Source organism: Arthrobacter vasquezii (assembly GCF_029455255.1).
Classification (GTDB): Bacteria; Actinomycetota; Actinomycetes; order Actinomycetales; family Micrococcaceae; genus Arthrobacter_D; species Arthrobacter_D parietis.
Genome location: NZ_JAROKN010000046.1, coordinates 1 through 23471 on the forward strand (window position 1 = coordinate 1; position 23471 = coordinate 23471).

General features: G+C 64.8%; 20 protein-coding genes and 1 pseudogene. 13 read left to right on the top strand and 8 right to left on the bottom strand.

Annotation, left to right across the window (positions count from 1 at the left end; genetic code table 11):
* The 3 genes from P4U43_RS13830 to guaB form a co-directional block, all read left to right on the top strand.
* A partial coding sequence (locus P4U43_RS13830) for a sensor histidine kinase (RefSeq protein WP_404800745.1) occupies nucleotides 1-371 on the top strand: 371 nt, incomplete at its 5' end.
* Nucleotides 372-418: 47 nt separating this feature from the next.
* On the top strand, nucleotides 419-1078 hold the full coding sequence (locus tag P4U43_RS13835) for a response regulator (RefSeq protein ID WP_277359247.1): 660 nt from the start codon (nucleotides 419-421) through the stop codon (nucleotides 1076-1078).
* Between the two features lie 120 nt (nucleotides 1079-1198).
* On the top strand, nucleotides 1199-2704 hold the full coding sequence (guaB, locus tag P4U43_RS13840) for an IMP dehydrogenase (RefSeq protein WP_404800746.1): 1506 nt from the start codon (nucleotides 1199-1201) through the stop codon (nucleotides 2702-2704).
* Between the two features lie 12 nt (nucleotides 2705-2716).
* Here the strand turns inward: guaB and P4U43_RS13845 are convergent, their stop codons facing one another.
* From P4U43_RS13845 to P4U43_RS13855, 3 genes are read right to left on the bottom strand one after another with little or no spacing between them, the layout of a single operon-like run.
* The gene (locus P4U43_RS13845; RefSeq protein ID WP_277359249.1) at nucleotides 2717-3337 is read right to left on the bottom strand and encodes a hypothetical protein; all 621 of its coding nucleotides are present in this window, start codon (nucleotides 3335-3337) and stop codon (nucleotides 2717-2719) included.
* A complete protein-coding gene (locus P4U43_RS13850; protein WP_277359250.1) occupies nucleotides 3334-4005 on the bottom strand; it encodes a hypothetical protein in 672 nt (223 codons plus the stop codon). Before P4U43_RS13850 ends, P4U43_RS13845 begins: the two co-directional genes overlap by 4 nt.
* Nucleotides 4006-4053: 48 nt before the next feature.
* Nucleotides 4054-4935, bottom strand: coding sequence for a hypothetical protein (locus P4U43_RS13855; protein ID WP_277359251.1), 882 nt, complete (start codon nucleotides 4933-4935; stop codon nucleotides 4054-4056).
* A 70-nt stretch (nucleotides 4936-5005) separates the two neighbouring features.
* On the opposite strand from P4U43_RS13855, the gene P4U43_RS13860 reads away from it, so the two are divergent.
* The 3 genes from P4U43_RS13860 to P4U43_RS13870 all read left to right on the top strand — a co-directional run bounded on the left by P4U43_RS13860 (nucleotide 5006) and on the right by P4U43_RS13870 (nucleotide 8493).
* Nucleotides 5006-6145, top strand: a complete 1140-nt coding sequence (locus P4U43_RS13860; protein ID WP_277359252.1) for a GuaB3 family IMP dehydrogenase-related protein — start codon at nucleotides 5006-5008, stop codon at nucleotides 6143-6145.
* Nucleotides 6146-6195: 50 nt separating this feature from the next.
* Nucleotides 6196-7920: a glycerol-3-phosphate dehydrogenase/oxidase gene (locus P4U43_RS13865; RefSeq protein ID WP_277359253.1), complete on the top strand. Its 1725-nt coding sequence runs from the start codon at nucleotides 6196-6198 to the stop codon at nucleotides 7918-7920.
* 87 nt (nucleotides 7921-8007) lie between these two features.
* A complete protein-coding gene (locus tag P4U43_RS13870) occupies nucleotides 8008-8493 on the top strand; it encodes a PTS sugar transporter subunit IIA (RefSeq protein ID WP_277359254.1) in 486 nt (161 codons plus the stop codon).
* A gap of 76 nt (nucleotides 8494-8569) precedes the next feature.
* Here the strand turns inward: P4U43_RS13870 and P4U43_RS13875 are convergent, their stop codons facing one another.
* Nucleotides 8570-10357, bottom strand: coding sequence for an ABC transporter ATP-binding protein (locus tag P4U43_RS13875; protein WP_277359255.1), 1788 nt, complete (start codon nucleotides 10355-10357; stop codon nucleotides 8570-8572).
* Entirely contained in the window at nucleotides 10350-12068 is a 1719-nt protein-coding gene (locus P4U43_RS13880; protein ID WP_277359256.1) for an ABC transporter ATP-binding protein, read from the bottom strand. The genes P4U43_RS13875 and P4U43_RS13880 overlap by 8 nt, the downstream gene beginning before the upstream one ends.
* 130 nt (nucleotides 12069-12198) lie before the next feature.
* On the opposite strand from P4U43_RS13880, the gene P4U43_RS13885 reads away from it, so the two are divergent.
* The 4 genes from P4U43_RS13885 (at nucleotide 12199) to P4U43_RS13900 (ending at nucleotide 19318) form a co-directional block, all read left to right on the top strand.
* Entirely contained in the window at nucleotides 12199-13023 is an 825-nt protein-coding gene (locus P4U43_RS13885) for an SURF1 family protein (protein ID WP_277359257.1), read from the top strand.
* On the top strand, nucleotides 13020-13484 hold the full coding sequence (locus P4U43_RS13890) for a DUF3817 domain-containing protein (RefSeq protein WP_277359258.1): 465 nt from the start codon (nucleotides 13020-13022) through the stop codon (nucleotides 13482-13484). Before P4U43_RS13885 ends, P4U43_RS13890 begins: the two co-directional genes overlap by 4 nt.
* Nucleotides 13485-13529: 45 nt before the next feature.
* The gene (gene guaA, locus P4U43_RS13895) at nucleotides 13530-15116 is read left to right on the top strand and encodes a glutamine-hydrolyzing GMP synthase (protein ID WP_277359259.1); all 1587 of its coding nucleotides are present in this window, start codon (nucleotides 13530-13532) and stop codon (nucleotides 15114-15116) included.
* Nucleotides 15117-15235: 119 nt separating this feature from the next.
* Nucleotides 15236-19318, top strand: a complete 4083-nt coding sequence (locus tag P4U43_RS13900; RefSeq protein WP_277359260.1) for a DUF4011 domain-containing protein — start codon at nucleotides 15236-15238, stop codon at nucleotides 19316-19318.
* A 69-nt stretch (nucleotides 19319-19387) separates the two neighbouring features.
* Here the strand turns inward: P4U43_RS13900 and cpaB are convergent, their stop codons facing one another.
* From cpaB to P4U43_RS13915, 3 genes are all read right to left on the bottom strand, one after another.
* The gene (gene cpaB / locus P4U43_RS13905; RefSeq protein WP_277359261.1) at nucleotides 19388-20068 is read right to left on the bottom strand and encodes a Flp pilus assembly protein CpaB; all 681 of its coding nucleotides are present in this window, start codon (nucleotides 20066-20068) and stop codon (nucleotides 19388-19390) included.
* Nucleotides 20069-20201: 133 nt separating this feature from the next.
* Nucleotides 20202-20546: an FmdB family zinc ribbon protein gene (locus P4U43_RS13910; protein WP_277359262.1), complete on the bottom strand. Its 345-nt coding sequence runs from the start codon at nucleotides 20544-20546 to the stop codon at nucleotides 20202-20204.
* Nucleotides 20547-20645: 99 nt separating this feature from the next.
* The gene (locus P4U43_RS13915; protein WP_277359263.1) at nucleotides 20646-21317 is read right to left on the bottom strand and encodes a 5-formyltetrahydrofolate cyclo-ligase; all 672 of its coding nucleotides are present in this window, start codon (nucleotides 21315-21317) and stop codon (nucleotides 20646-20648) included.
* 72 nt (nucleotides 21318-21389) lie between these two features.
* Between P4U43_RS13915 and galU the strand changes: the two genes are divergently transcribed.
* From galU to P4U43_RS13930, 3 genes and pseudogenes are all read left to right on the top strand, one after another.
* Nucleotides 21390-22292, top strand: coding sequence for a UTP--glucose-1-phosphate uridylyltransferase GalU (galU, locus tag P4U43_RS13920; protein WP_056544238.1), 903 nt, complete (start codon nucleotides 21390-21392; stop codon nucleotides 22290-22292).
* 8 nt (nucleotides 22293-22300) lie between these two features.
* Nucleotides 22301-22924 carry a GNAT family N-acetyltransferase gene (locus P4U43_RS13925; RefSeq protein WP_277359264.1) on the top strand — a complete coding sequence of 208 codons (624 nt, stop codon included), beginning with the start codon at nucleotides 22301-22303 and terminating at the stop codon, nucleotides 22922-22924.
* Nucleotides 22925-23002: 78 nt separating this feature from the next.
* Nucleotides 23003-23471 (top strand): annotated as a pseudogene (locus P4U43_RS13930) (hypothetical protein); the annotation flags it as partial.

Genomic DNA, 23471 nt, shown 5'->3' on the forward strand with positions numbered 1-23471 from the left:
CTGCGCTCGACGCCGCCGCGGCGCGCTGCCCTGTCCCGGTCACGCTCAGCACCGACGGAATGGGAACCGGCCGCTTCACGCCTGCTGCCGAAAGCGCCGCCTACTTCGCCGCCGTCGAAGCCTTGACCAATGTCGCAAAACACTCCAACGCCACCGAATGCCGCCTCAGCGCACGCGCGGAAGAAGATGTCCTCACCGTAGAAGTCCACGACAACGGCCGGGGCGGCGCACACGTCGGCAAGGGTACCGGGCTGGCTGGCCTGCAGGATCGGTTAGCAGGCGTCGATGGCGCCCTGGAGGTCGACTCTCCAGCCGCCGAAGGCACCACAGTGCGGATCAGCATCCCGGTCTCGGTCATCCAGCCGGTGTGAACTGAGCCGGCGCCGGAGCGGATGAAACCAGGCGGTAGAGTCCAAAGGTGCGAGTAGTCTTGGCAGAAGATTCCGTCCTCCTGCGGGAGGGCCTCATCCGGCTCCTGGCCGAGGGTGGCGCGGAGGTGGTGGCGGCGGTGGAGGACGGCGACGCCCTCACCGCCGCCGTCTCGACCCACCAGCCCGACGTCGTCATCACCGATGTGCGGATGCCGCCGTCGTTCTCGGATGAAGGATTGCGAGCCGCGGCAGCAATTCGCCAAAGCCATCCGGAAATCGGCATCCTTGTCCTGTCGCAGTATGTGGAGCTGACCTATGCGTCGGATCTGATGGCGGGAGCGTCAGTGGTCGGGGCCGGTGGAGTCGGTTACCTGCTGAAGGACCGCATCTCGCGGCTGGAAGACATGATGGACGCGTTGGTCCGTGTGAAGGACGGCGGTATGGTGCTGGATCCGGAAGTGGTGGCCGCGGCGTTCAACCGGAGGGACGGCAACTCAGTGAGTTTGCTCACGCCGCGGGAGCGGGAAGTGCTGCAGCTCATGGCCGAGGGCCGCACCAATGCGGCTATCGCCCGGCAGCTCACGCTCTCCGCAGGCGGCGTGGAGAAGAACATTTCGTCGATTTTCACGAAGATGGACCTCCCGCCCCACCTGGATGACCATCGCCGCGTGCTTGCTGTGCTGAACTGGGTCCGGAACGGACGCTGACGCGACGGAATAGGGTGCACCCTCCTTTCGTTTTACGATAGAAGACCGCACAACCGGCAGAACCAGAAGCCGGTGGTTCCTTCCTCCACATCCCCCGAAAGAGGCGCCGCGTTGAGCGAATTGTCGAACCATGACCCCTTCGGCTTCATCGGCCTGACGTACGACGACGTCCTGCTGCTTCCCGGGCACACGGACGTCATCCCGTCCGAGGCAGATACCAGCTCGCGGGTTTCCCGGCGGATCACCGTTCAGACGCCGCTGCTGTCCTCCGCCATGGACACTGTCACTGAGGCCCGCATGGCCGTCGCCATGGCACGCCAGGGCGGTCTAGGGGTCATCCACCGCAACCTTTCCATCGCAGACCAGGCCGAGCAGGTGGACCGCGTCAAGCGCAGTGAGTCCGGCATGATCACCAACCCGGTCACCATCGGCCCTGACGCCACCCTGCGCGAACTCGACGACCTCTGCGGCCACTACCGCGTCTCGGGACTTCCCGTGGTCGACGGCGGCGGCAAGCTCCTCGGCATCGTCACCAACCGTGACACCCGGTTCGTGTCGGAATCCGACTTCCCGAACCGCCTGGTCCGCGAAGTCATGACCCAGATGCCGCTGGTCACCGGGCACGTGGGCATCAGCGGTGAGGACGCCATCGGCCTGCTGGGCAAGAACAAGATCGAGAAGCTTCCGCTGGTCGACAGCGACGGCATCCTCCGCGGCCTCATCACCGTCAAGGACTTCACCAAAGCGGAGCAGTATCCGCTCTCCACCAAGGACGACGACGGCCGCCTGCGTGTGGGTGCAGCCATCGGTTTCTTCGGTGACGGCTGGGAGCGCGCCATGGCGTTGGTGGACGCCGGTGTGGACGCGCTCTTCGTTGATACCGCCAACGGCCACAGCGCCGGTGTGCTTGAGATGATTGCCCGGCTCAAGGCCGAGAAGTCCGCCGCCCATGTGGACATCATCGGCGGTCAGGCCGCAACCCGCGAGGGCGCCCAGGCGCTGATCGATGCCGGTGCAGACGGCATCAAGGTAGGCGTAGGCCCGGGCTCCATCTGCACCACGCGTGTGGTGGCCGGCGTCGGCGTTCCCCAGGTCACTGCCATCTACGAGTCCGCGAAGGCAGCAATTCCCGCCGGCGTTCCCCTGATTGCCGACGGCGGACTGCAGTACTCCGGCGACATCGGCAAGGCTTTGGTGGCAGGTGCTGACACCGTCATGCTCGGCTCCCTGCTGGCAGGCTCCGCCGAGGCACCGGGTGAGCTGGTCTTCGTCAACGGCAAGCAGTACAAGACCTACCGCGGCATGGGTTCGCTCGGCGCCATGCAGACCCGCGGCAAGAACACCTCGTATTCCAAGGACCGCTACTTCCAGGCGGACGTCACGGGCGACGACAAGCTCATCCCCGAGGGTATCGAGGGTCGCGTCGCTTACCGGGGACCGCTCGCATCCGTTGCCTACCAGCTGGTAGGTGGCCTGCGCCAAACCATGTTCTACACCGGCGCACGCACCATTGAAGAGCTGAAGGCCAAGGGCAAGTTTGTCCGGATCACCTCGGCCGGGCTCAAGGAGTCGCATCCCCATGACATCCAGATGACCGTGGAAGCGCCCAACTACGGATCGAAGTAGCCAGCCGAAAGGCTAGAGCGGCCCGAACTGCATCCTGCCGTTCGGATCGCTGTGCGTTCGGGACATTTCCTCAAGCGCCTGCCGTAAGGCGGGCTCTTGCCCAATCCGCTCGCGGAAGAGGCGCGCAGCGTTCTCGATGTGCCACGCGGGGATGAGGAGGGTCCCGGCGAAGAACGCGACAAGGAAGAAGACTCCCAGCACAGCACCAGTGACGGATCCGGGGCTGAGGCTCGCATTCCCGGATAGGGCAAGCGCCAGTATGAGTCCGCACGATCCAACCGCCACGAGGGTGATTCCGGTCCAGGCGCCACGTACCGTGCGTGGGGCCCGTGATGACGCCGGATGACGAGATGTTGGAACCTGCCGGCCGCGCCGGCGCGCCTGAAGCGCACCCGCGGCTCCACCGGTGAGCACAGCCCCCGCAACAGCGTAGGGAGCCCCACCGGGTGCGGTGAACGCCAGCGCAAGTGCCACGAGAGCCAGCCAGGCGCACCAGAAATACAGCATGAGGAAAGTAGCCCGGCTCTGTGCGTCGTTGAGCGCCATACGCCTGAGGATGCTGCCGGTGCCCTGTCCGGCCTCGCTGAGTTGAGGCGACATCCAGTAGTCGAGTGAACGGGTTTCCTGACTCATTCCGAACCCGTCGTGTCGTGATCGAGCTCCAGGGCTTCCTCGAACAGCTCCAGCGCAACGGAGCCGTCCACTTCGCGTTTCGCCAGTTGATCGCCGTCACCCGTGGCCAGCTGCCACGTGCCGGACTCGTCGACCATGAGGTTGGCTGTCTTCGACTGCACACCCAGGCCGTGGTGCTTGATCTGCGCGGCAACAGGTCGGCGCCCAGTTGATCCGCTCCCATCCGATTCCAGCCCTGAATCACCCAGGTAGTGTGCTGCCGCATCCAACCCGAACTTCAGGACGGGCCTGTCGTTCTTCAGGGGAGTGAACCCGTGAGTGCCGTTACCGTTGGCGTTCGCCACGAATGCCCCGCCGGCGGATGCCACAGCGAACATGACGTGGTTCCGCTCCGGAGTCACGAGCGCAATTTCGAGCCAATCGCCTGCAGTCGCCATCACGGCGGCGATAAATTCCGTGGGTTCCTTGAGGACCAAATCACTATCGCTTAGTTCGGCCAGGCCACGCACCAGCAGCGTTGTCATGCCGGCCTTGGTCAGTTGCTCGTTGTCTGCCTGCGGGGTGAGCCGAAAGATCTCGCGCGTCAGCGCAGTCGATTCACCGTCATTGAAGGCCAGGAGCGCCAAAATCTCGTGTTCGGTCAGTTGCAGCGAATCCGTAGTGGTCAATGCTCTCTCCGAGATCGGGGGCGGTTAGCGGTTCCTGAAGTGACGCTACTATCCGAAGGCCCAGTTCCACGCATCTTCCGCTCCTTCCGCGATGGCATCAGCCCCATCAGAGATGGCGTCCCCTGCATCGGATGCAAAGTCGGTGATCCTTTCGGTGACCGGCACGTCTCCGGACAGGAACTGTGCGCCGGCCCAGACAAGCGAGGCCGCCGCGAAGAACGGAGCAGCCGGCGTGGGCGTGAGGCTGCCCGCTGCAAGGATTGTAGTGATAGCACCATCGGCAACAACGTGCCCGTCCCCTGACTGGATACCCTGGTAGGTCTGACCCAGCCCGGTCAGAATGCTGAGCCCGCCGGCGAACTTGCCGGCCAGGTTCAGCGCATTCAGGGTCTGGGTTCCGCGGAGGTATCCCACTTCCGGCGCCGTGCCGAAGCCGGGAGTGAGGAGGTCCGCCCGCGCCATCGCATTCAGGAGGCGCTCGGCTCCAAGTCCACCGGCAGAAGTGACCCAGTTCGCTATCTGGAACGGCGGCCAGGCACCAAGATCCCCGAGCCCGTTGCCGAAGAGGTCGAGGAGGTCATCGCGTGCGGAGGCAGGGGTACTTCCGTCCGCCGCGCTCGCAGGGACACCGTCGAAGCCGCCGCCGCCGCCGCCGTCGTCGTCGTTGCTTGTCTGCTCCTGCTGCACAGCCTGATCAACCAGCGCGTGCGACTGCGTCTCCAGCATGGCCGCCGTCTGATTGAGCTGCACGCGTACGGAGGTGTGCCAGCGGGTACGGAACTGGGCCGCGTCCGGACCGTTCCAGGGGATTCCGTTCAGCAGCGCAGTGATGGTTTGGTCCGCCGTCGTTATCGCGGCGCTTGAACTCCCCATGGAGCGGGCGAGATCGCGCAACTGTTGGGGGTTGGCCCCGATCGTTTCCCCAGACATGGTTCTGACTGTACGGAACGGAACCCGGGCGGGCGATGGGCACCTCTCCCCGCTGGGATAACCTAGACCGGTGACTTACGAGATTGAGATCGGCCGAGGCAAACGCGGACGCAGGGCATATTCCCTCGATGACCTTGCGGTGGTCCCGTCCCGCCGCACCCGGGACCCGCGGGACGTCTCGGTTCAGTGGCAGATCGACGCCTACCAGTTCGAGATGCCGGTCATCGCTGCGCCCATGGATTCGACCATGTCGCCCGCGACCGCCATTGCGATAGGCAAATTGGGCGGGCTGGGTGTTCTCAATCTCGAAGGCCTCTGGACGCGCTACGAGGACCCTACGCCGGTCCTTGAGGAAATTGCCGGACTGTCCACCGAAAACTTCAGCCCCGCAGCCACCCGCCGCATGCAGGAGCTGTACGAGGTACCCATTCAGGCTGAACTTATAACCAGCCGGCTGGCCGAAATGCGCGACGCCGGCGTGACCGTTGCCGGGTCACTCACACCACAGCGCACCCAGGAGTTCTACAAGACGGTCTTGGCCGCGGGCGTCGATATTTTCGTTATCCGCGGCACTACGGTCTCCGCCGAGCACGTCTCCAAGAACGAGGAACCGCTCAACCTCAAGCAGTTCATCTATGAGCTGGATGTCCCTGTCATCGTCGGCGGCGCTGCCGGCTACACACCCGCGCTGCACCTCATGCGCACCGGCGCGGCCGGCGTGCTGGTGGGCTTCGGCGGTGGAGCAACGACGACGACGCGGCGCGCCCTGGGCATTCACTCACCGATGGCGTCGGCCATCTCGGATGTGGCTGCTGCCCGCCGCGATTACCTGGATGAGTCCGGCGGCCGGTACGTCCACGTCATCGCCGACGGCGGGATGGGCACCAGCGGTGACATTGTGAAGGCCATCGCGGTCGGTGCGGACGCCGTCATGCTCGGCTCAGCACTGGCCCGCGCAGAGGAAGCACCGGGCAAGGGCTGGCACTGGGGGCAGGAAGCCCACCACAGCGAACTTCCGCGCGGAGACCGCGTCAACGTCGGTACCGTCGGGCCGCTTGAGGAAGTGCTCTGGGGGCCCTCTCATCACACCAACGGCACCTCGAACATGATCGGTGCGCTTCGCCGCGCCATGGCAACCACGGGGTATTCGGACCTGAAGGAGTTCCAGCGGGTCGAGGTAGTCCTCTCGCCCTACCTTTCCAACGGCTGATTGCCTAAGGTTGAGGGACCAGTCCGCAACGATGAAGGTGGATCACGGCCATGACCAAAGGCGCCCTCAGCCCCCAGCAGCGTGAAGATGCACTTGCCGCTCTCAAGTCCACCAACCAACCCGGCAAGGAGCTGGACATCCTGATCGTGGGCGGCGGCGTCGTCGGCGTCGGTTCTGCCCTGGATGCGGTGACTAGGGGCCTCGACGTCGGAATCGTTGAGGCGCGGGACTGGGCAGCGGGCACATCCTCGCGTTCATCGAAGCTCATTCACGGTGGCCTGCGCTACCTCGAGATGCTGGATTTCGCCCTGGTTCAGGAGGCACTGAAGGAACGCGGCTTGCTGATCCAGCGAATCGCACCGCACCTCGTCCGGCCGGTGCCGTTCCTGTATCCGCTGACCAAGCGGTTCATCGAGCGGCCGTACGTCGGGGCGGGCATCCTGCTGTATGACACGATGGGAATGACTTCCGGCAACTCGCGCGGCGTCCCCATGCACAAGCACCTCACGCGCAGGGGCACCCTCCGGGCAGCCCCGAGCCTCAAGGATGACGCCATGGTGGGGTCAATCCGCTACTACGACGCCCAGGTGGATGACGCACGCTACGTCGTCAACATGATGCGCACCGCGGCGTCCTACGGGGCCAAGGCAGCGAACCGGGTCTCTGTCGAAGACTTCCTCCGGGAAGGGGAACGCGTTGTCGGGGCACGGGTGAAAAACCAGGAGACCGGCGAGGAATTCACCATCCGCGCCAAGCAAGTCGTCAACGCCACCGGCGTCTGGACGGATGAAACCCAGGCCATGGTCACGGACCGCGGTCAGTTGAAGGTCCGGGCCTCGAAGGGCATCCACCTGGTGGTTCCACGGGATCGCTTCCAGTCCACCGTCGGGCTCATTCTGCGCACGGAGAAGTCCGTCCTCTTCGTCATCCCCTGGGGCAGGCACTGGATCATCGGCACCACGGACACCGACTGGGATCTGGACAAGGCGCATCCGGCCGCGTCGTCGTCGGATATCGACTACATCCTCGAGCACGTGAATAAGGTCGTAAAGCGGCCGCTGACCCGTGAGGACGTGGAGGGCGTCTACGCCGGCCTGCGTCCGCTGCTGGCCGGGGAGAATGACTCCACGGCCAAGCTTTCCCGCGAACATGTGGTTGCCCACCCTGTTCCGGGGCTGGTCGTCGTTGCAGGCGGCAAGTGGACCACCTACCGGGTGATGGCCAAGGATGCCGTGGATGAAGCCTCGCGTGCGCTCGATGAACGGGTACCGGCCAGCTGCACCGAGACCGTCCCCCTGCTCGGTGCCGAGGGCTACCGGGCAGCCTGGAACAAGCGCGCCCGCATGGCGGAGGAAGCAGGGGTCCACGTCGCGCGCGTCGAGCACCTGCTGCAGCGGTACGGCACCGACGCAGAGCTGGTGCTCGGCCTCATCCGGGAGGACGCCTCGCTGGCAGAGCCGCTCCCGGGTGCCGACGACTACCTGCGAGCAGAAGTTGTCTTCGCCACCACGCATGAGGACGCCCGCCACGTCGATGACGTACTGACCCGCCGCACGCGCATCTCGATCGAGTCCTGGGACCGCGGCGTCTCGGCAGCTCCTGTTGTCGCAAGCCTGATGGCTCCGCACCTGAACTGGAGTGATGCGCAGGTGGACCGTGAGGTTAAGCACTACCTCGCCCGGGTGGAAGCTGAAAGACTCAGCCAACAGCAGCCCGATGACGTGTCGGCTGACAGCGCACGCATGGGAGTCGATGACATCGTGCCGCTAAGCTAGGGTCCGGATCGGTGCACCGGTCAGGCAGAGGCGCCCGGCGCACCCGTCCTTCGCACACGTTCCCGAGTTACCCGTGAGAGGCCGGTTGTGACACCCCTCGACCTGCATGATGCCGAATTGACCACACCACAGTTGGTAATCCTCGACATGGTCGCTGAAGACAAGGCCGACGCCGCTGGCCAGTTGGCGGCGCGCCTGCACCAGGCGGGGCGCGTCACGGACCTTGAGGGCTTCCTCGCGCAGGTCAACTCCCGGGAGCACCAGATGGCAACCGGCCTGCCCGGGGGAGTGGGAGTGCCCCACGCCAGGAGCGAGTTCGTCGAGCAAACCTCGATCGCCGTCGGAGTCACGCAGTACGGGCACAGCCTCGACTTCGGTGCCCAGGACGGTCCCGCAACGCTGGTGCTGTTGATCGCGACCCCCGCAGCGTCCTTCTCCGAGCACCTCGAGGTCCTCGCAACCCTGGCCCGTTCCCTGTTCAAGGAGAACTTCCGCGAGTCGCTGCGCCGGGCACACGACGCGGAGGTCATCAGCGAACTCATCAACTCATCGTTGGTGTTCTTCGACCATTAACACCTGGGAAATTTTGCGCAGCTCCGGTGGGTTCGACGCCGTCTGAACCCACCGGAGCTGCACTAAATTTCCGGGTTTATTCCGTCCGCCAGGACCGCCAGAGCGACGCATATGAGCCGCCGAGTGCAAGCAGTTCGTCGTGGGAGCCGAGTTCTGTGATGTTGCCGTTCTCCACCACAGCCACGCGGTCGGCGTCGTGCGCGGTATGCAGGCGGTGCGCAATGGCCACAACCGTGCGGCCCTCCAGAACCGCACTGAGTGAGCGCTCCAGGTCACGTGCTGCCTGCGGATCGATCAGCGAGGTCGCCTCATCGAGCACCAGCGTGTGCGGATCGGCCAGGACAAGCCGGGCCAGGGCAACCTCCTGCGCCTGGGCGGGGGTTACCTCGTACGCACCTGAGCCAACCTCCGTATCCAGGCCCTCAGGCAGGGCGCGCGCCCAACCCAGCGCACCGACGTCGTCCAGTGCCTTTTCGATTTCGGTGGATGTCGCGTCCGCCTTGCCAAGCCGGATGTTGTCGGCGAGGGACCCCACGAAGACGTGATGCTCCTGCGTCACCAGGGCTACCTCCCGCCGCAGCGCGTCGAGCGGCCGATCCACCAGCGGCACTCCGCCCACCGTCACTGAACCGCCGGTGGGCGGATGAATGCCTGCAATAAGCCGTCCAAGTGTCGACTTCCCGGCTCCCGAAGGCCCCACCATCGCTAGGCGCTCGCCGCGCCGCAACTGAAGGTCCACGCCGTGCAGCACGTCATGGCCCGGCCGGTAAGCGTAGCGGGCACCGGAGACAGTGATGTCATCGGACGAGGGCTGAACGTCGGTTGCCGTCCGGTCCGCCGGGACGTTCTTGATCCCGATGATCCGGGCCAGCGAGGCCGCACCCACCTGGATTTCGTCGGTCCACATGATGAGCAGGTCCACCGGGTCGATCAGACGGACGGCGAACAGTGCCACTGTTGCGACCGCGCCGGGAGTGACCAGGTCCACCGAGGCAAGCCAGCCGCCCCACAGCAGCACACCGGCCACCGGAAGCCAGAAAGCGGTGTCCGCAGCCGGAAACAGCACCGATCGCAGCCATAGCGTGTAGCGCTCGGCAGCGAAACTGCCGGTCAGAGCCTCGTCGATCCGGTTGCGTCGCAGTCCTCCGAGACCGAGCGCATCTACGGTGCGGGCACCCTCGATGGTCTCCGTGATGGATCCGTTCACCACCGCGTAGCTCTCCCGCTCGGCCTTGTAGCCGGCGGAGCTGCGCTTGAGGTACCAGCGGGTGGCCGGATACAGCAGGGGAACACCCACCAAAAGGGCAATCGAAAGCAGGGGAGAGGTGAGGATCGCTGCGGCCAGCGTGATGATGATGGTAACCACCGAGACCACCACCTGCGGAACGCCGAAGCGGACGGTGTGGGAGACGGAGTCAACATCGTTGGTGGTACGGGAAACGAGGTCGCCAGTGCCGGCCTTTTCCACCGTGGACAGCGGCAGCGAGGTGACCTGCGCCATGAAATCCTCGCGTAGCTCAGCGAACACCGTTTCACCGAAGATCATGCCGGCCCGGACGGCGAGCTTGCGCAGGACGGCCTGAACCACCAGGAATCCGAGCATCAGCAGTGACATGGCCGCGATGAACCCACTGGTGGTGCCCGCTACCACGGCGTCGACAACCTGGCCGAGAATGAACGGCCCTACCAGGCCTGCAGCGGCTGAGCCGACGTAGAGCAGTACAACCCTGATCAGCCCGCCGCGGTGATGGCGGATCAGGCGCAGCGATTCCGCCTTCACTGCTTGTGCGTCAGCGACCGGCAGCTTCGCCGATGCAGCTACGGCCGGATCGGTCACCGGCTCTGACACCTGGGTATCACTCACTGCGGATCACCACATTTCGATAGGCAGGGACGGCGGACATCAGTTCCTGGTGCTTTCCTTGCGCACTCAGTCGGCCATCTTCGAGGAAGACAACATGGTCCATGGCGCCGAGCATCAGCGGGCTGGCAGTGACGACGACGGTGGTACCGCCTTCGGTGCCCCGCGCCCGTCCCAGCCGCTCGGCGATCCGGGATTCGGTGTGTGCATCGACCGCGCTGGTCGGCTCGATGAGCACGAGGGTCTCGGCATCCGTCAGCAGCGCCCGCGCAAGGACCAGGCGCTGGCGCTGGCCGCCGGAGAATCCGCGTCCCCGTTCGGTGACCTCGGAGTCCAGGCCGGCCTCCAGGCCGTCGAGGATGTCCAGTGCACTGGCGGCCTCCAGTGCGGCAAGGATCTCCACGTCACTGTGCCGCCCGTGCGGATCCAGCTGACTGCGCAGGGTGCCGGTGAACAACTGCGGGTTGGCCTCGCTCACCACAATGCGGCGCCGGACGTCATCGAGGGGGACCTCGTGCAGGGCGGCCCCACCCCACCGGACTACCGCTTCCCGCAACACCGCGTCATCGAACCTGCCCAACCGGGTGGCAAGGTCGGCAGACATCGCGGGGTCAGCTGAGACCAGAGCGGTCAGTCCGCCGGGCTTGAGAGCCACACCACTAGAGGTGTCCACGAGCGGAGCGGGACCGTCCGGTGCCGCGGCAGTTGCGTTGTCGGTGATGTTCGCGTCAACGGACAGCACGTTGATGATCTTTCGCGCTCCCACGAGGGCCCGGATCGAGTGGGACACCCCATCCGCCGCGCTGCGGATCGGAGTCATCAGGAACACGGAGTAGCCAAACAACGCCACCAGTTGGCCGGGCTCAATCTCACCGTTTAACACCAGCGTGGCACCCACCCAGGTGAAGACCACGCTGAAGGCACCGGCGATGAAGACCTGGGAGGCCTCCAGCGTGGCCAGCGAGCGCGCAACCTTGATACCGGCGTCGCGCGTTTCCGCCGACCGCTCACGGTACCGGCTGACGAAAATGTGTTCCCCGCCGATCCCGCGCAGCACACGAAGGCCGGCGACAGTATCGGCGCCGACGGCGGTCATCTTCCCTGAAGCGTCACGCTGTTCGCGCTGGCGTGCCTGCAACGGACGGACAACAAACAGAAGCAGCGCGCAGCACGCCGGAACACCGATCAGTACAACAACTGCGAGCATGACCGAGCTCAGAGCGATAAGCGCGCACACCACCAACCAGGAAACCAGTGCACCCGCCAGCCGGGCGGAGACGTAGAAAATCTCACCCAGGCGGGTAGCGTCAGAGGCTGCCGTGGACACGACCTCACCGGTCGAAAGCTTCTGCGGCAAAGCGTCGCCCGTGCGGGTGATCTTGTAGCCCACGAGGCGGATCGACTTGAAGGCCGCCTGCATCCAGTTGCTGATCGCCGCGCGGTGCGCCAGCATACCGGCGAACGCCTGCCCTACGGTAAGCGCAACCAGGATGAGGACCCACCACAGCAGTGCGTCCCAGCTGCGGCCGATGATCCCCTCGTCGATGGCGCGGCCCAGTGCGAAGGGAACAACGGCCTGCGCCACCATGAGGAGCGTTTCGAGTACGACGGCGGCAGCAAGGGTGCCCTTCTGTTTGGATGCCAGCCACAACAGATAGCGGGACGGCGACCTAAGGTCAGGTTGGCCTGGATCGGGGTAGGGGTACGAGCGCACGAGAATCAATCCTAGTCTCAAATCACTCAAAGTGATAGATGATTCCCAATCACTCGCGTGAGAGTGATCTCGGTCTCCTGAGCAGGCCCGCAATTCGTTCCCTTCAGAGGGCACGAAGTACCGTTAAGGGGTGTTGAAAACCGCGCTCAAGCCGCGATGGATCCTTTCTCTGATCCTCGCTCTGGCTATTGCCGCGCTTTTCGTCCTTTTGAGCCAATGGCAGTTCTCGCGCTCGCAGGATTCCGCGCCGCCTCCTCCGAGTACCACCGAGCAGGTTCAGCCCCTCACCAAGGTCTTTCAGCCGGGCATCCCGATGACCGCCGGCGTGGCAGACCAGATGGTCCGGATGGAAGGCCGCTTCCTGCCGGACACCCGCGTTCTGGTGCAGACACGCCTGCAGGGGGACCGCGACGGACTGTGGGTGGTTTCCGCGTTCGAGGTAGCGGACTCCGGGCTGCCGTCCGCTGTTCTACCGGTCGTGCACGGTTGGGTACCTGAGGCACAAGCCGCGTCAGAGGTGCCCGAACGTGAGGGTGTGGCCGTCGTGCAGGGGAGGTTGCTGCCTACCGAAGCCCCGGCGGTTCAGGTGCCCGTTCCCGGTCAGGTTCCCACCCTGTCCGTTGCGCAGCTCATCAACGTGTGGGATGTACCCCTGATGTATTCCGGTTTCGTTGTTTCCTTTGAGACCGTCATGGACGGCAGCACCGTCCAGCCCGAGGCGCCCCTTGAGGCAGTGACCATTGGTCCGCAGCCGCAAGAGACACCGCTCAACTGGCTCAACATTTTTTATGCCGTGGAATGGTTCGTCTTCGCCGGATTTGCCTTCTTCCTCTGGTGGCGGCTCGTGGCTGACGATCACCGCCGCACGCTGGAAGAGGAAGAGGATCAGGACATCGCGTCGGATCAACACTCTCCGCAACAGCTACAACCCACTACCGACGAGGTAAGAACGTGACCGATTCCGCACCCGCCAAGAGCCCGGCCGGCAAACGCCGCTTCGGTGGAACCCACGCCCAGATCCGATCCGCGCTCAGCTTCTACAAGGTGCTGGCGTACGCGACCGGCATCATGCTGCTGCTCGTCGTGGTGGAGATGGTTGCAAAGTACGGCTTCGGTGCGGAGATCATCGCCGGCGGATCCGCTGGGGCGCTCGGCCTGGTTGAAGAAGCCCAGGTGGACGGCGCCGGCGGGTTCAACCTCTCAACAGCCGTGCTCATCGTCCACGGCTGGCTCTACGTGGTGTACCTGATCGCCGACTTCCGGCTCTGGCAGTTCATGCGCTGGCCGTTCTCGCAGTTCGTGATCATTGCACTGGGCGGCGTCATCCCGCTGCTCTCCTTCATCGTCGAGAAACGCGTCCACCGCCGGGTGGAGGAAGAACTCGCGGCCCACCCCCAAGCCAAGGCAAGGTACTGATTCCATGATGTGCAGCCTCACCCGCACTACCACTAGTGTTGACGCGTGACTACGCCCGCTCCTGCTCCAGAACACCAGCCGGTACTTGTTGTCGATTACGGCGCCCAGTACGCCCAGCTGATTGCCCGCCGCGTTCGGGAAGCGGACGTGTACTCGGAGATCGTTCCTCACACGATCAGCACCCAGGAGCTGCTCGCACGCAACCCCGCAGCAATCATTCTGTCCGGCGGACCGTCCAGCGTGTATGCCGAAGGCGCGCCTCGCATAGATCCTGACCTGTTCGACGCCGGTGTCCCGGTCCTTGGCATCTGCTACGGCTTCCAGGCCATGGCATCAGCGCTTGGCGGCACGGTCGCGAAGACGGGCCTGCGTGAATACGGATCCACCGACGTCGCCGTTTCCGAAGGCGCCCGGTCCATCCTCGAGGGAACCCCTGACCATCAGAATGCCTGGATGAGCCACGGCGACTCCGTTCAGGCTGCACCCGAGGGCTTTGACGTCCTGGCCAGCACAGCCGGTGCTCCGGTTGCTGCGATTGCCCACGAGGGCAAGCAGCTCTACGGCGTGCAATGGCATCCCGAGGTCAAGCATTCGGCACACGGTCAGCAGGTGCTGGAGAATTTCCTGTTCAAGGGCGCCCGTCTGAACCCCAACTGGACCACCGGCAATATTGTCGAGGAACAGGTTGAGCGCATCCGCCAGCAGGTGGGAGACGCACGCGTGATCTGCGGGCTTTCCGGCGGTGTTGATTCGGCAGTGGCTGCGGCTCTCGTGCAGCGTGCGGTGGGCGATCAGCTCACCTGTGTCTTCGTTGACCACGGGCTGCTCCGCGAGGGTGAAGCCGAACAGGTGGAACGGGATTTCGTGGCCGCTACCGGCGTGAACCTCTACGTTGCGAATGAGCAGAAGCGGTTCCTTGAAGCACTCGAGGGCGTCGAGGACCCGGAGACCAAGCGCAAGATCATCGGGCGCGAGTTCATCCGTGCCTTCGAGGAAGCAGAGCGGGCCATCATCGCCGACGCCGAAGCCCACGGCGAGAAGATCCGCTTCCTCGTGCAGGGCACGCTGTATCCGGACGTCGTGGAATCGGGCGGCGGCGAGGGTACAGCCAACATCAAGAGCCACCACAACGTGGGCGGACTCCCGGAAGACCTGCAGTTTGAGCTTGTCGAGCCACTGCGCACCCTGTTCAAGGACGAGGTCCGCGCTGTCGGTGCCAAGCTCGGACTTCCGGCGGAGATCGTAGGGCGCCAGCCGTTCCCCGGTCCCGGCCTCGGAATCCGCATCGTCGGCTCCATCAACGCTGAACGCCTCGAGCTGCTCCGCAAGGCAGACGCCATTGCCCGAGCCGAACTCACGGCGGCAGGCCTCGACAACGAGGTCTGGCAGATGCCCGTGGTCCTGCTGGCAGATGTACGCAGCGTCGGCGTTCAGGGCGACGGGCGTACCTATGGGCACCCCATCGTGCTGCGTCCGGTCTCCAGCGAGGACGCGATGACCGCTGACTGGTCCCGGCTGCCGTATGAGCTACTTGCCCGGATCTCCAACCGCATCACCAACGAGGTCGACGGCGTCAACCGCGTGGTACTCGATGTCACCAGCAAGCCGCCGGGAACCATCGAGTGGGAGTGACTTCCGGCCGGCAGCTGTTGCCGGCGGTGGAGGGCGCTTAGCTGATAACAGCGTGAAATCCGACGCCGGCCCGCGTTGCTTGCAGCCTCGGTGGGGCAGCGTCGGCTAGCTTGTAAGACATGCCTATCTGGTCAAGATCAGGCCGTGAGGCCGCAGGGAAGAGGACAACCGTGCCAGTGCAGGATGCCGGGGACTCCGCCGAGGATTTCCTGATTCCGTGGCTTCGCAGGCTGGGGCCGCACGCGGGAACAGATACGCTGCTGCATTTCACGCCGTCGCGCTCCAACAGCATAGACCTCACGCATGCGCATCCGTCCGGCCTTGCGCAGCTTCTGGCAGGCCGCCGGACACGCCTGTCCACCCTGCTGCGCGACCCCGATCAGTACGCCGCCGCCATGAAGGCTGCACGCCTGTTGCGTGCCAAGGTCTACGAACTCGCAACCGAGCGCGGAATCGACGTCGGGTATCTTGCTGCGGGCACCGCTTCGTGGCGGACCATGGACGACGGCGGCCGCACGGACTCGCTGACGGCACCGGTCCTGCTGACCTCCGTTGCACTGACTGTGCACGGATCGCAGGATGACTACGAACTTCAGCTGACGGAGCAGGCGCGGCTCAACCCTGCGCTGGTGCGTACGCTGCAGACGGACCACGGGATCGATTTCAACGCAGAAGCCGTTGCTCAGCTTGCCTACAGCACCGCCCGCTTCGACCCGCATCCCGTGCTGGACCGCCTCCGTGCACTGACCGACAACGTGCGCGGAATGACCATCGAGCATCACATCCTCGTGTCAACGTTCGCTGATCTAGCCGATGTCGGAGCGGACTCAGCTGTCAGCCCGGAGCATCCCCTGCTGTCTGCGCTGATGGACGCTGCCCGGGAAGGCATCGACGCTCCAACAGATGCGGAAGCGCCGTCGCGGGACATGCCGCTTGATGACAGGCATCCGTCCACCGAATTCCTGATCCTTGACGCGGACTCCGGGCAGCAGCGGGTCCTTGACGCGGTAACGGCAGGCGGGTCGGTTGTTGTGTCCGCACCTCCGGGAACAGGCCAGACGCAGACTGCCCTGAACGCAGCTGCTGCACTGGCAGAGCAGGGCAAGAGCGTGCTCGTGGTCGCCGAGCGGCGAGGAACCCTCAACCAGTTCGTGCAGCAACTCGACGCGCTGAATCTTGGCTCGCTCGTGCTGCAACTCAATGCCAACAGCAGCTCCACACAGTTGAAGGATCAGCTGGTTCGGGCCATTGTGCGCAATGAGAAGGCCGTGCAGCCGAAGCTCACGTCCCTGCATGAAACCCTCGTGTCCCACCGGCACAAACTGCTTGACCATGTCCGCTCCCTGCACAACGTACGCTCGCGCTGGGGGTGTTCGCCTTACCAGGCCATGCAGTCCCTCGCCGAACTGACGTCACTGAACCCTGCACCGGCCACCACGGTACGGTTGAAGCGCAGCGTCATGGACAGCATTCCGAACCGCACGGAACTGACCACGCGGCTCCGCCGTGCCGCCGAGTTGGGCGGCTTCAGCAAGGAAGCGACCCACAGCCCGTGGTACGGAGCGAAGCTGCGCAACCGCAAGGAAACCGAGCACGCCCACAGCCTGGCGGTGGACCTGGCCCGGGACATCCCGCTCTTGCGCGAGAAGGTCGGGGCGGTTGCGGCGCACTCGCACATCGAGCTGGGAACCACTTTCGAGGAGTGGGGCGGGCAACTGGACCTGCTGGTCGCCGTGCGCGCCAGCCTGGACAAGTTCACACCGGACATCTTCGATCGACCGGTCACGGACCTCATCTCGGCAACGGCGTCCTCGTCCTGGCGGCGGGAACGCACCATCGAGATGAGTTCGATGACGCGGTCCCGTTTGCGCAGGGTCGCCAAGGAATACGTTCGCCCGGGCGTTCATATTGCAGACCTCCACCAGTCCCTCGTAGAGGTACAGGAACAGCGCACACTGTGGACGAAGTACGCCACCACGGAGCGGCACCCGTCAGTGCCGACGGGGCTGGCGGAGATCAACAGCTTCTACCGCGCCATCGATTCCAAACTTACCGAGCTCACGGCGACGCTGGCCGGCACGCCGGGCGAGCCGCAGCTTTCCGGGATGCCGCTGGATGAGCTGGCAACCCGCCTTTCAGAATTGGCCCGCGACCGGCAGAGTCTGGCTACGCTTCCCGAGCGCACGCTGCTGCTCGATGAGATGCGGGACAACGGCCTGGGTGAGCTGCTCGATGACCTCTCTGCGCGTGAAGTGGGTGCCCGCCAGGTGGGGGCAGAGCTTGAGCTGGCCTGGTGGCAGTCCGCGCTTGAGGCGATGATCAGCGGTGATGATTATCTTGCAATGTCCGACGGCGCCAGCCTCCGCACGCTTGAGGCGGAGTACCGCCTCGCGGACAATGCGCATGTCGCTTCCGGCGCGAGCCGCATCCGCTGGGCACTCGCTCAACGGTGGCGGGCCGCGCTCGAGACCATGCCCGCCGAAGCCGATCAGCTCCGCGGCCTGCTGCGCGAGGGTGAGCCCGGGCTGGACGCCCTCAGCGCGCAGGCCGATGAACTAGTCACCGCCCTCATGCCGGTCTGGGCAGCCAGCCCGCTGGTCCTGCCGCTGGTCCTTCCCCAGGGCAAAACGTTCGACGCCGTCATTGTGCTCGACGCCGAATCGATCTCCCTCCAGTCCGTGGTTCCCGCTTTGGCGCGGACACGGCAGGTCATCGCCTTCGGTGACGATCGCCTAGGCGGCCCGCGCAGCTTCACGGTGTCGGTCGAGGACGAGCGCCGGAACACACCTGAGCACCTCCCCAGCGCTTACCAGGCGCTGGCGGCAGTCCTCCCTTCGCTGAAGCTTCGGGAGATCTACCGGGGCGTGGACAAGGATCTGGCCGCCTTCCTCAGTGAACGCTTCTACGGAGATGAGCTGACCCGGCTGCCCTCGGCCTCAGAAGTTTCCGCAATGGAGCGCGCGTTCACCGTCGAGTACCTTGCGGACGGAACCGGCATGCCGAGCTCGGATCACGACGGCGTGGAGAGCGTCGCCGCCGAAGTGAACCGCGTAGTGGATCTGGTCTTCGAACACATCCGAAAGCGGCCGAGTTATTCCCTGGCGGTTGTGACTGCAAGCGCTCGGCACGCCCAGAGGGTCGGCGAGGCTGTTCGGCTTACCATGGCAGACGCTCCGTGGGCAGCTGACTTCTTCCTGCCGGGCAATGAGTCTTTCCGCGTTGTGCCCATTGATCGGGCAGCAGGCCTCACCCGGGATGCTGTTATCTTCTCGCTGGGCTTCGGTCGCACGCCGCACGGGCGCGCGCTGCACAATTTCGGGCCTCTCTCGGCGCCGGGCGGGCGTGGCAGGTTTGTCTCCGCGATGACCCGCGCCCGCTACCGGCTGCACGTCCTCACGTGCTTCCGGCCGGAGGACCTGGATCCTGAACGCCTGGGACATGGCGCGCTTGACTTCTACGAGCTTCTGCGTCGGGAACTCGGCGAGGAAGCGGTGCAGAGCTCCGAGGTCCCGACGGAAGCCGCCAACGAAGACCCGCTGGTTGCGGACCTGGTGGAACGACTCCGGCAGCGCGGCGCCGTGGTCCGAAGCAATCACGCCGAGGTGCTGGACATTGTCGCAGCACCCGCTCCGGATGTTGCGACGGCCGATCAAGCTCTGCCTTTTGTTTCACCCGTGGCGATCGAGTCGGACGGATCGGACCGCTACCGTGGGATGACCGTGAGGGAGAGGAGCCGGCTCCGGCCACAGTTGCTCGAACGGATGGGCTGGCGCTACCTGCCGTTGTGGACGATCGAGGTGTTCACTGACCCGGAAGGCTGCGCCGACCGTATCTCCGGATATCTTGGTTTGGAGCAGGCTGACCGTCAGCGTTCGCGCCGGTCAGCACAGGAGCCGCCTGCAGGAAACGGGGAGACAATGGAAACAGGAACCGACAGCACCCAGCCCGAAGACAATGGCGATGCAGCCGGTGGCAAGGCCGGACCCGCCGCCGGAGACACGCCCGGCGATTCCGGGAGCGGGCATACTGCCGGCGCCACATCCCCTGCAGCCCAGCCCAGCTCCGAGGCAACAACGAGTACCGCACCGCACGGAGATGTCATTCCGCAGCGTGCCGGTGAGGATGACCCGCGGTCCTGGAATGACGACGACGGCAACCATGACGAGTGGCTGAAGGAGCAGAAGCCGCCGCACTGGAGCTAGCATCCTCACTGCGGTGCTTGGGCCGGCAGCCACCATGGCTCAGGACCAGTGCGCCGCACTGGGATTCACTTACCCGCTGCTGTTCGCCGCGGTAAGCACCAGGTGAACCTGACCCGTGCTGGAGGCTCCGGCCAACGCCGCGGCTTCATCAGGGTTTGCAGCGACGACCACCAGCCCGTCTTCGGTCCCTGACGGGGCCGAGAACGGCCCCGTTCCTGATTCTTCGGACGTCCAGAGCACTGGTAGCCCGCGCGCCAGGACGGTGTTCTTCGCTGACACTTCAAAGCCGTTGCCCGTGCTCAGCACCACGTCCACCCGTTGCCCGGCCGCCACTAGCTGCACGGTTGATGCGTCAGCCGGTCGAAGGGGGACAGCCACCGTGCCCTCAGGGCTTCCGACGAGGAGGCCCGCTCCAACCAGGAAGTTCTGGGCGAGGATATCCCCGGCATAGACAGGCGTTGCCAGCTGCTGTCCGGCGACCAGGTCCGGTGAACCGAATGAGTGTTCCGGGACGGCCGCCTCGGGAAGATGAACAACGGAAAGCTGGTCCGCAGTAAGTACCGTACCCACGGGAAGGTCCGCTGACGCAGCAACTACCTGCACGGTGGCCGGATCCGGTGGCAGGAACACTTCAACAGCGACGCCGGCGGCAGCGCAGAGGATGCCGGCAGCCAGCAGGCGCCGTTTTCGAAAGATGAACGCGCGGACCCGGTTCCGGGTCCGGTTGGGAGCGCTGGCGGATTTTCTCATGGACCAACGCTAGGCAGGCAGCCGTGCCAGTGGTCCGGAATGAGCCCCTATGTGGAAAAACCGCCCCGGGAGTGCCGGCTGTGCAGGACAACCGGGACTCCCGACGCGGAAAGCACTCGCGAAAAGATCCGGGCTAGGCCGAAGCCGCCGAGCTGGTTGTCGCGGTTCCCTTTGACCTTGCAGACGACGACGTTGCTGACGACGACGCTGGGGAAGAAGAAGGGGCCTTGCCCTCTGACCCCGACGAGCCTCCAGCCGGCTTGGCCGCCGGGCTGCTGCCCGCCTCGACTGAGGAGGACGTGGCACGGGAGTCCGTTCGGTAGAACCCGGAACCCTTGAAGACAACACCCACGCTGTTGAACTTCTTGCGCAGCCTGCCCTCGCACTCGGGGCAGACGGTCAGGGAGTCATCCGAGAAAGACTGCTGGACGTCGAAGGCATGGCCGCAGTCCCTGCAAGCGTAAGCGTATGTAGGCATGGACAATCCTCCTGGAGAAAGTTGTTCAGTGACGGTCCGGTTGCCCTGGTGACCCAGAAACGTTGGCACTCGACCCGTCCGAGTGCCAATTCTACACTGTCAGCCGGTGGGTGAGGAATGCTGCCCGGATACCTTGAAGAGACCCGAGGGCGTGAAAGCGCCGTGCAGCGGCATATCGAGCGGAGTTGCTTCGACCCTCCCGGCAGGTAGTACTTCCTCGTTGTACAGATAGCCGAGCCTGGCGGCATCCGGCTGTTCGAGGACCAATTGAGCCAGGAACCGGTCGTAGTACCCGCCCCCCTGGCCGATCCTGTTTCCCAGTTGATCCATGCCCAGCCCGGGCACAAGCACCAGGCGGAGCGGTAGCAGAGCCGTGAAACTTCGGCGCTCACCGACCGGCTCCCAAAGGGGCGCGCGGGGGCTCTTGGCGAGCTCAACTCCGGGTTGCCAGGACACCCAGCTCAACTGGTACCGCGGTTCACACACCGGAACGACCACGTCGTAGCCCGCCTCAATCAGGGCAGGCAACAGCACCTCGGTGCCGGGCTCCGGAGGAGCTGACAGGTAGGCCGCAATGCACCCGGTGCCCCGCACAGTGCCGGAGTTCAGCCAGGTGAGCACGTGCCTGGCCAGCTCGGCTGCTGCTGTTTGTTGCTCCTGTGCCGCCACGTGGCGGCGCCGCTCACGCAGGGAGCGGCGAAGCTCCTCCTTCATCCGGGAGGCCGGCGTCGGGTTCGGCGAAGACTTCGGCAAAGAAGCGGGTGAGTCCATGCTGGCACTGTACAGCGGGCGTCCGACGTTGCACGTGCATCGAAGGAGCGCCCAATTCTGTAGTGTTGTGGCATGACTGAGCGACCAAGAGTGAACAAGGCCGTCATTCCTGCAGCTGGGCTGGGTACCAGGTTCCTGCCGGCCACCAAGGCGATGCCCAAGGAAATGCTGCCGGTTGTGGACCGGCCGGCCATTCAGTATGTGGTCGAGGAAGCGGTAGGCGCCGGTATCAATGACATCCTCATGATCACCGGGCGCAACAAGAGGTCACTCGAGGACCACTTCGACCGGGTGCCGTTCATCGAGCAGACCCTTGAGGCAAAGGGTGATTTCGAGAAGCTCGCCTCCGTGCGTCGCGCCTCGGAGCTCGGAGACATTCACTACCTCCGTCAGGGGGATCCCAAGGGTCTCGGGCATGCGGTGCTGCGGGCTAAGCTTCATGTTGGGGACGAGCCCTTTGCCGTGCTGCTCGGCGATGACCTGATCGATGAGCGCGATGAACTGCTTGAGACCATGATCGATGTCCAGGCCAGAACCGGGGGGTCCGTGATCGCGCTGATCGAAGTTGATCCCGATCAGATCAGCGCCTACGGCTGTGCTGACATTTCCGGGCTCGACGGTGAGGAATACGTCCGCGTCAACAAGCTGGTTGAGAAGCCCGCTGCTGACGAGGCGCCATCCAACCTTGCGGTCATCGGACGCTATGTCCTGCATCCTCGTGTCTTCGGAGTCCTGGAGGAAACCGGACCGGGCCGTGGCGGCGAAATCCAGCTGACCGACGCTCTGCAGACCCTTGCAGCCGCAGAGGGAGAGGGATCCGGCGTTTATGGCGTTGTCTTCCGCGGCCGCCGGTATGACACGGGGGACAAGCTGAGCTACCTCAAGGCAGTAGTCACCCTCTCCTCCGAACGGGAAGACCTCGGTCCTGACCTGAGGAAGTGGCTGCAGGAGTTCACTGGCTCCTTCGACGGCTAACAACTGACATGTGGGGTCGGTTCACCTGGCCGGTCACCCTTGAAGCCGGCAACCTAGTTCTACGTCCGCTCCGGCACCGCGACAAACGCGAGTGGCTGGAATTGCGTCAGCGCAACCTGGACTGGCTTTCGCCATGGGAAGCGTCCAACCCGGCACCGGGCGGATACTTGCCGACCTACCACGAGATGGTGCGGGCGCTGAATTCGCAGGTGCGCTCGGCCAGTGCGCTGCCGTTCGTGATCGCAGAGCGGCCCGAAGGTGGAGGCAGGCCTGCCATGGCAGGCCAGCTCACCGTGTCAGGAATCGTGTGGGGTTCCGCCCTCACAGCGACACTCGGTTATTGGGTGGACAGGGAGCGGGCGGGCCGGGGAATTGCGCCGACTGCGGTGGCGCTGGCAACCGACTACTGCTTCTGGGAACTCGGTCTGCACCGCATGGAAATCAACATCCGGCCGGAAAACGCTGCCAGTCTCCGGGTAGTCCAGAAGCTGGGTTTCAGGGATGAGGGTATTCGTCGGTCCTACCTGCATATCGCCGGTTCCTGGGCCGACCATCGTTCCTTTGCGTTGACGTCGGACGAGGTTCCAGGCGGTCTTTTGCGCAGGTGGCAGGAGAGAGCGCCGCGGCTCTGACGAACTTCTTGATTTCCCCCTCGGACACACCGCCGCGAATGAGAGACCGAAGGGGCAACTGCTCCTAACGTTTTGTAGGTGGACTTCTCTCTGAACAGCTCAGTCGTACTGGCGGCAATCGTCGGGCTCTGGCTCATCTGGGTGGCCCCCTTCCTGATGCGGCGCCGGCAGCCACTGCCCGTTACCGGCCTCGCACCCATCGCATTTCCAAGCACCGCACACGGAGACGCCGGTTTCCAGAGGAGCGTCATGACAATGTCCGCCGCTGACAATTCACGGCCCGCATCCGCATCCCCGTCTGCCGGGCGCGCAGGTTCAGGGTCCTCGAAGGTGTCAGGCGGCGCACCGGGCCTCCGGATTCACTGGGGCAGGCTCACAATCGCGCTGGTCGGCGCGGTTGCGCTCACAACAGCGCTTGTCACCTCGGTGCTCGCCGTCGTCGGCCTGGCCCCTTCAGTCCTTCCTGTGGTTGCGCTCCTGGTGGCGATCGCCAGCGTCGCAGTGCTGCGCACGCTTGCACTGCGCGGGCGCAGCCGCAGTCCCCAGC

Coding starts and splice junctions, on each gene's coding strand:
- P4U43_RS13855 (WP_277359251.1), bottom strand. CDS start 4,935: ATGTCTGGGGAAACGATCGGGGCCAACCCCCAACAGTTGCGCGATCTC.
- galU (WP_056544238.1), top strand. CDS start 21,390: ATGACTGAGCGACCAAGAGTGAACAAGGCCGTCATTCCTGCAGCTGGG.
- P4U43_RS13900 (WP_277359260.1), top strand. CDS start 15,236: ATGCCTATCTGGTCAAGATCAGGCCGTGAGGCCGCAGGGAAGAGGACA.
- P4U43_RS13925 (WP_277359264.1), top strand. CDS start 22,301: ATGTGGGGTCGGTTCACCTGGCCGGTCACCCTTGAAGCCGGCAACCTA.
- cpaB (WP_277359261.1), bottom strand. CDS start 20,068: ATGAGAAAATCCGCCAGCGCTCCCAACCGGACCCGGAACCGGGTCCGC.
- P4U43_RS13915 (WP_277359263.1), bottom strand. CDS start 21,317: ATGGACTCACCCGCTTCTTTGCCGAAGTCTTCGCCGAACCCGACGCCG.
- P4U43_RS13845 (WP_277359249.1), bottom strand. CDS start 3,337: ATGAGTCAGGAAACCCGTTCACTCGACTACTGGATGTCGCCTCAACTC.
- P4U43_RS13865 (WP_277359253.1), top strand. CDS start 6,196: ATGACCAAAGGCGCCCTCAGCCCCCAGCAGCGTGAAGATGCACTTGCC.
- P4U43_RS13910 (WP_277359262.1), bottom strand. CDS start 20,546: ATGCCTACATACGCTTACGCTTGCAGGGACTGCGGCCATGCCTTCGAC.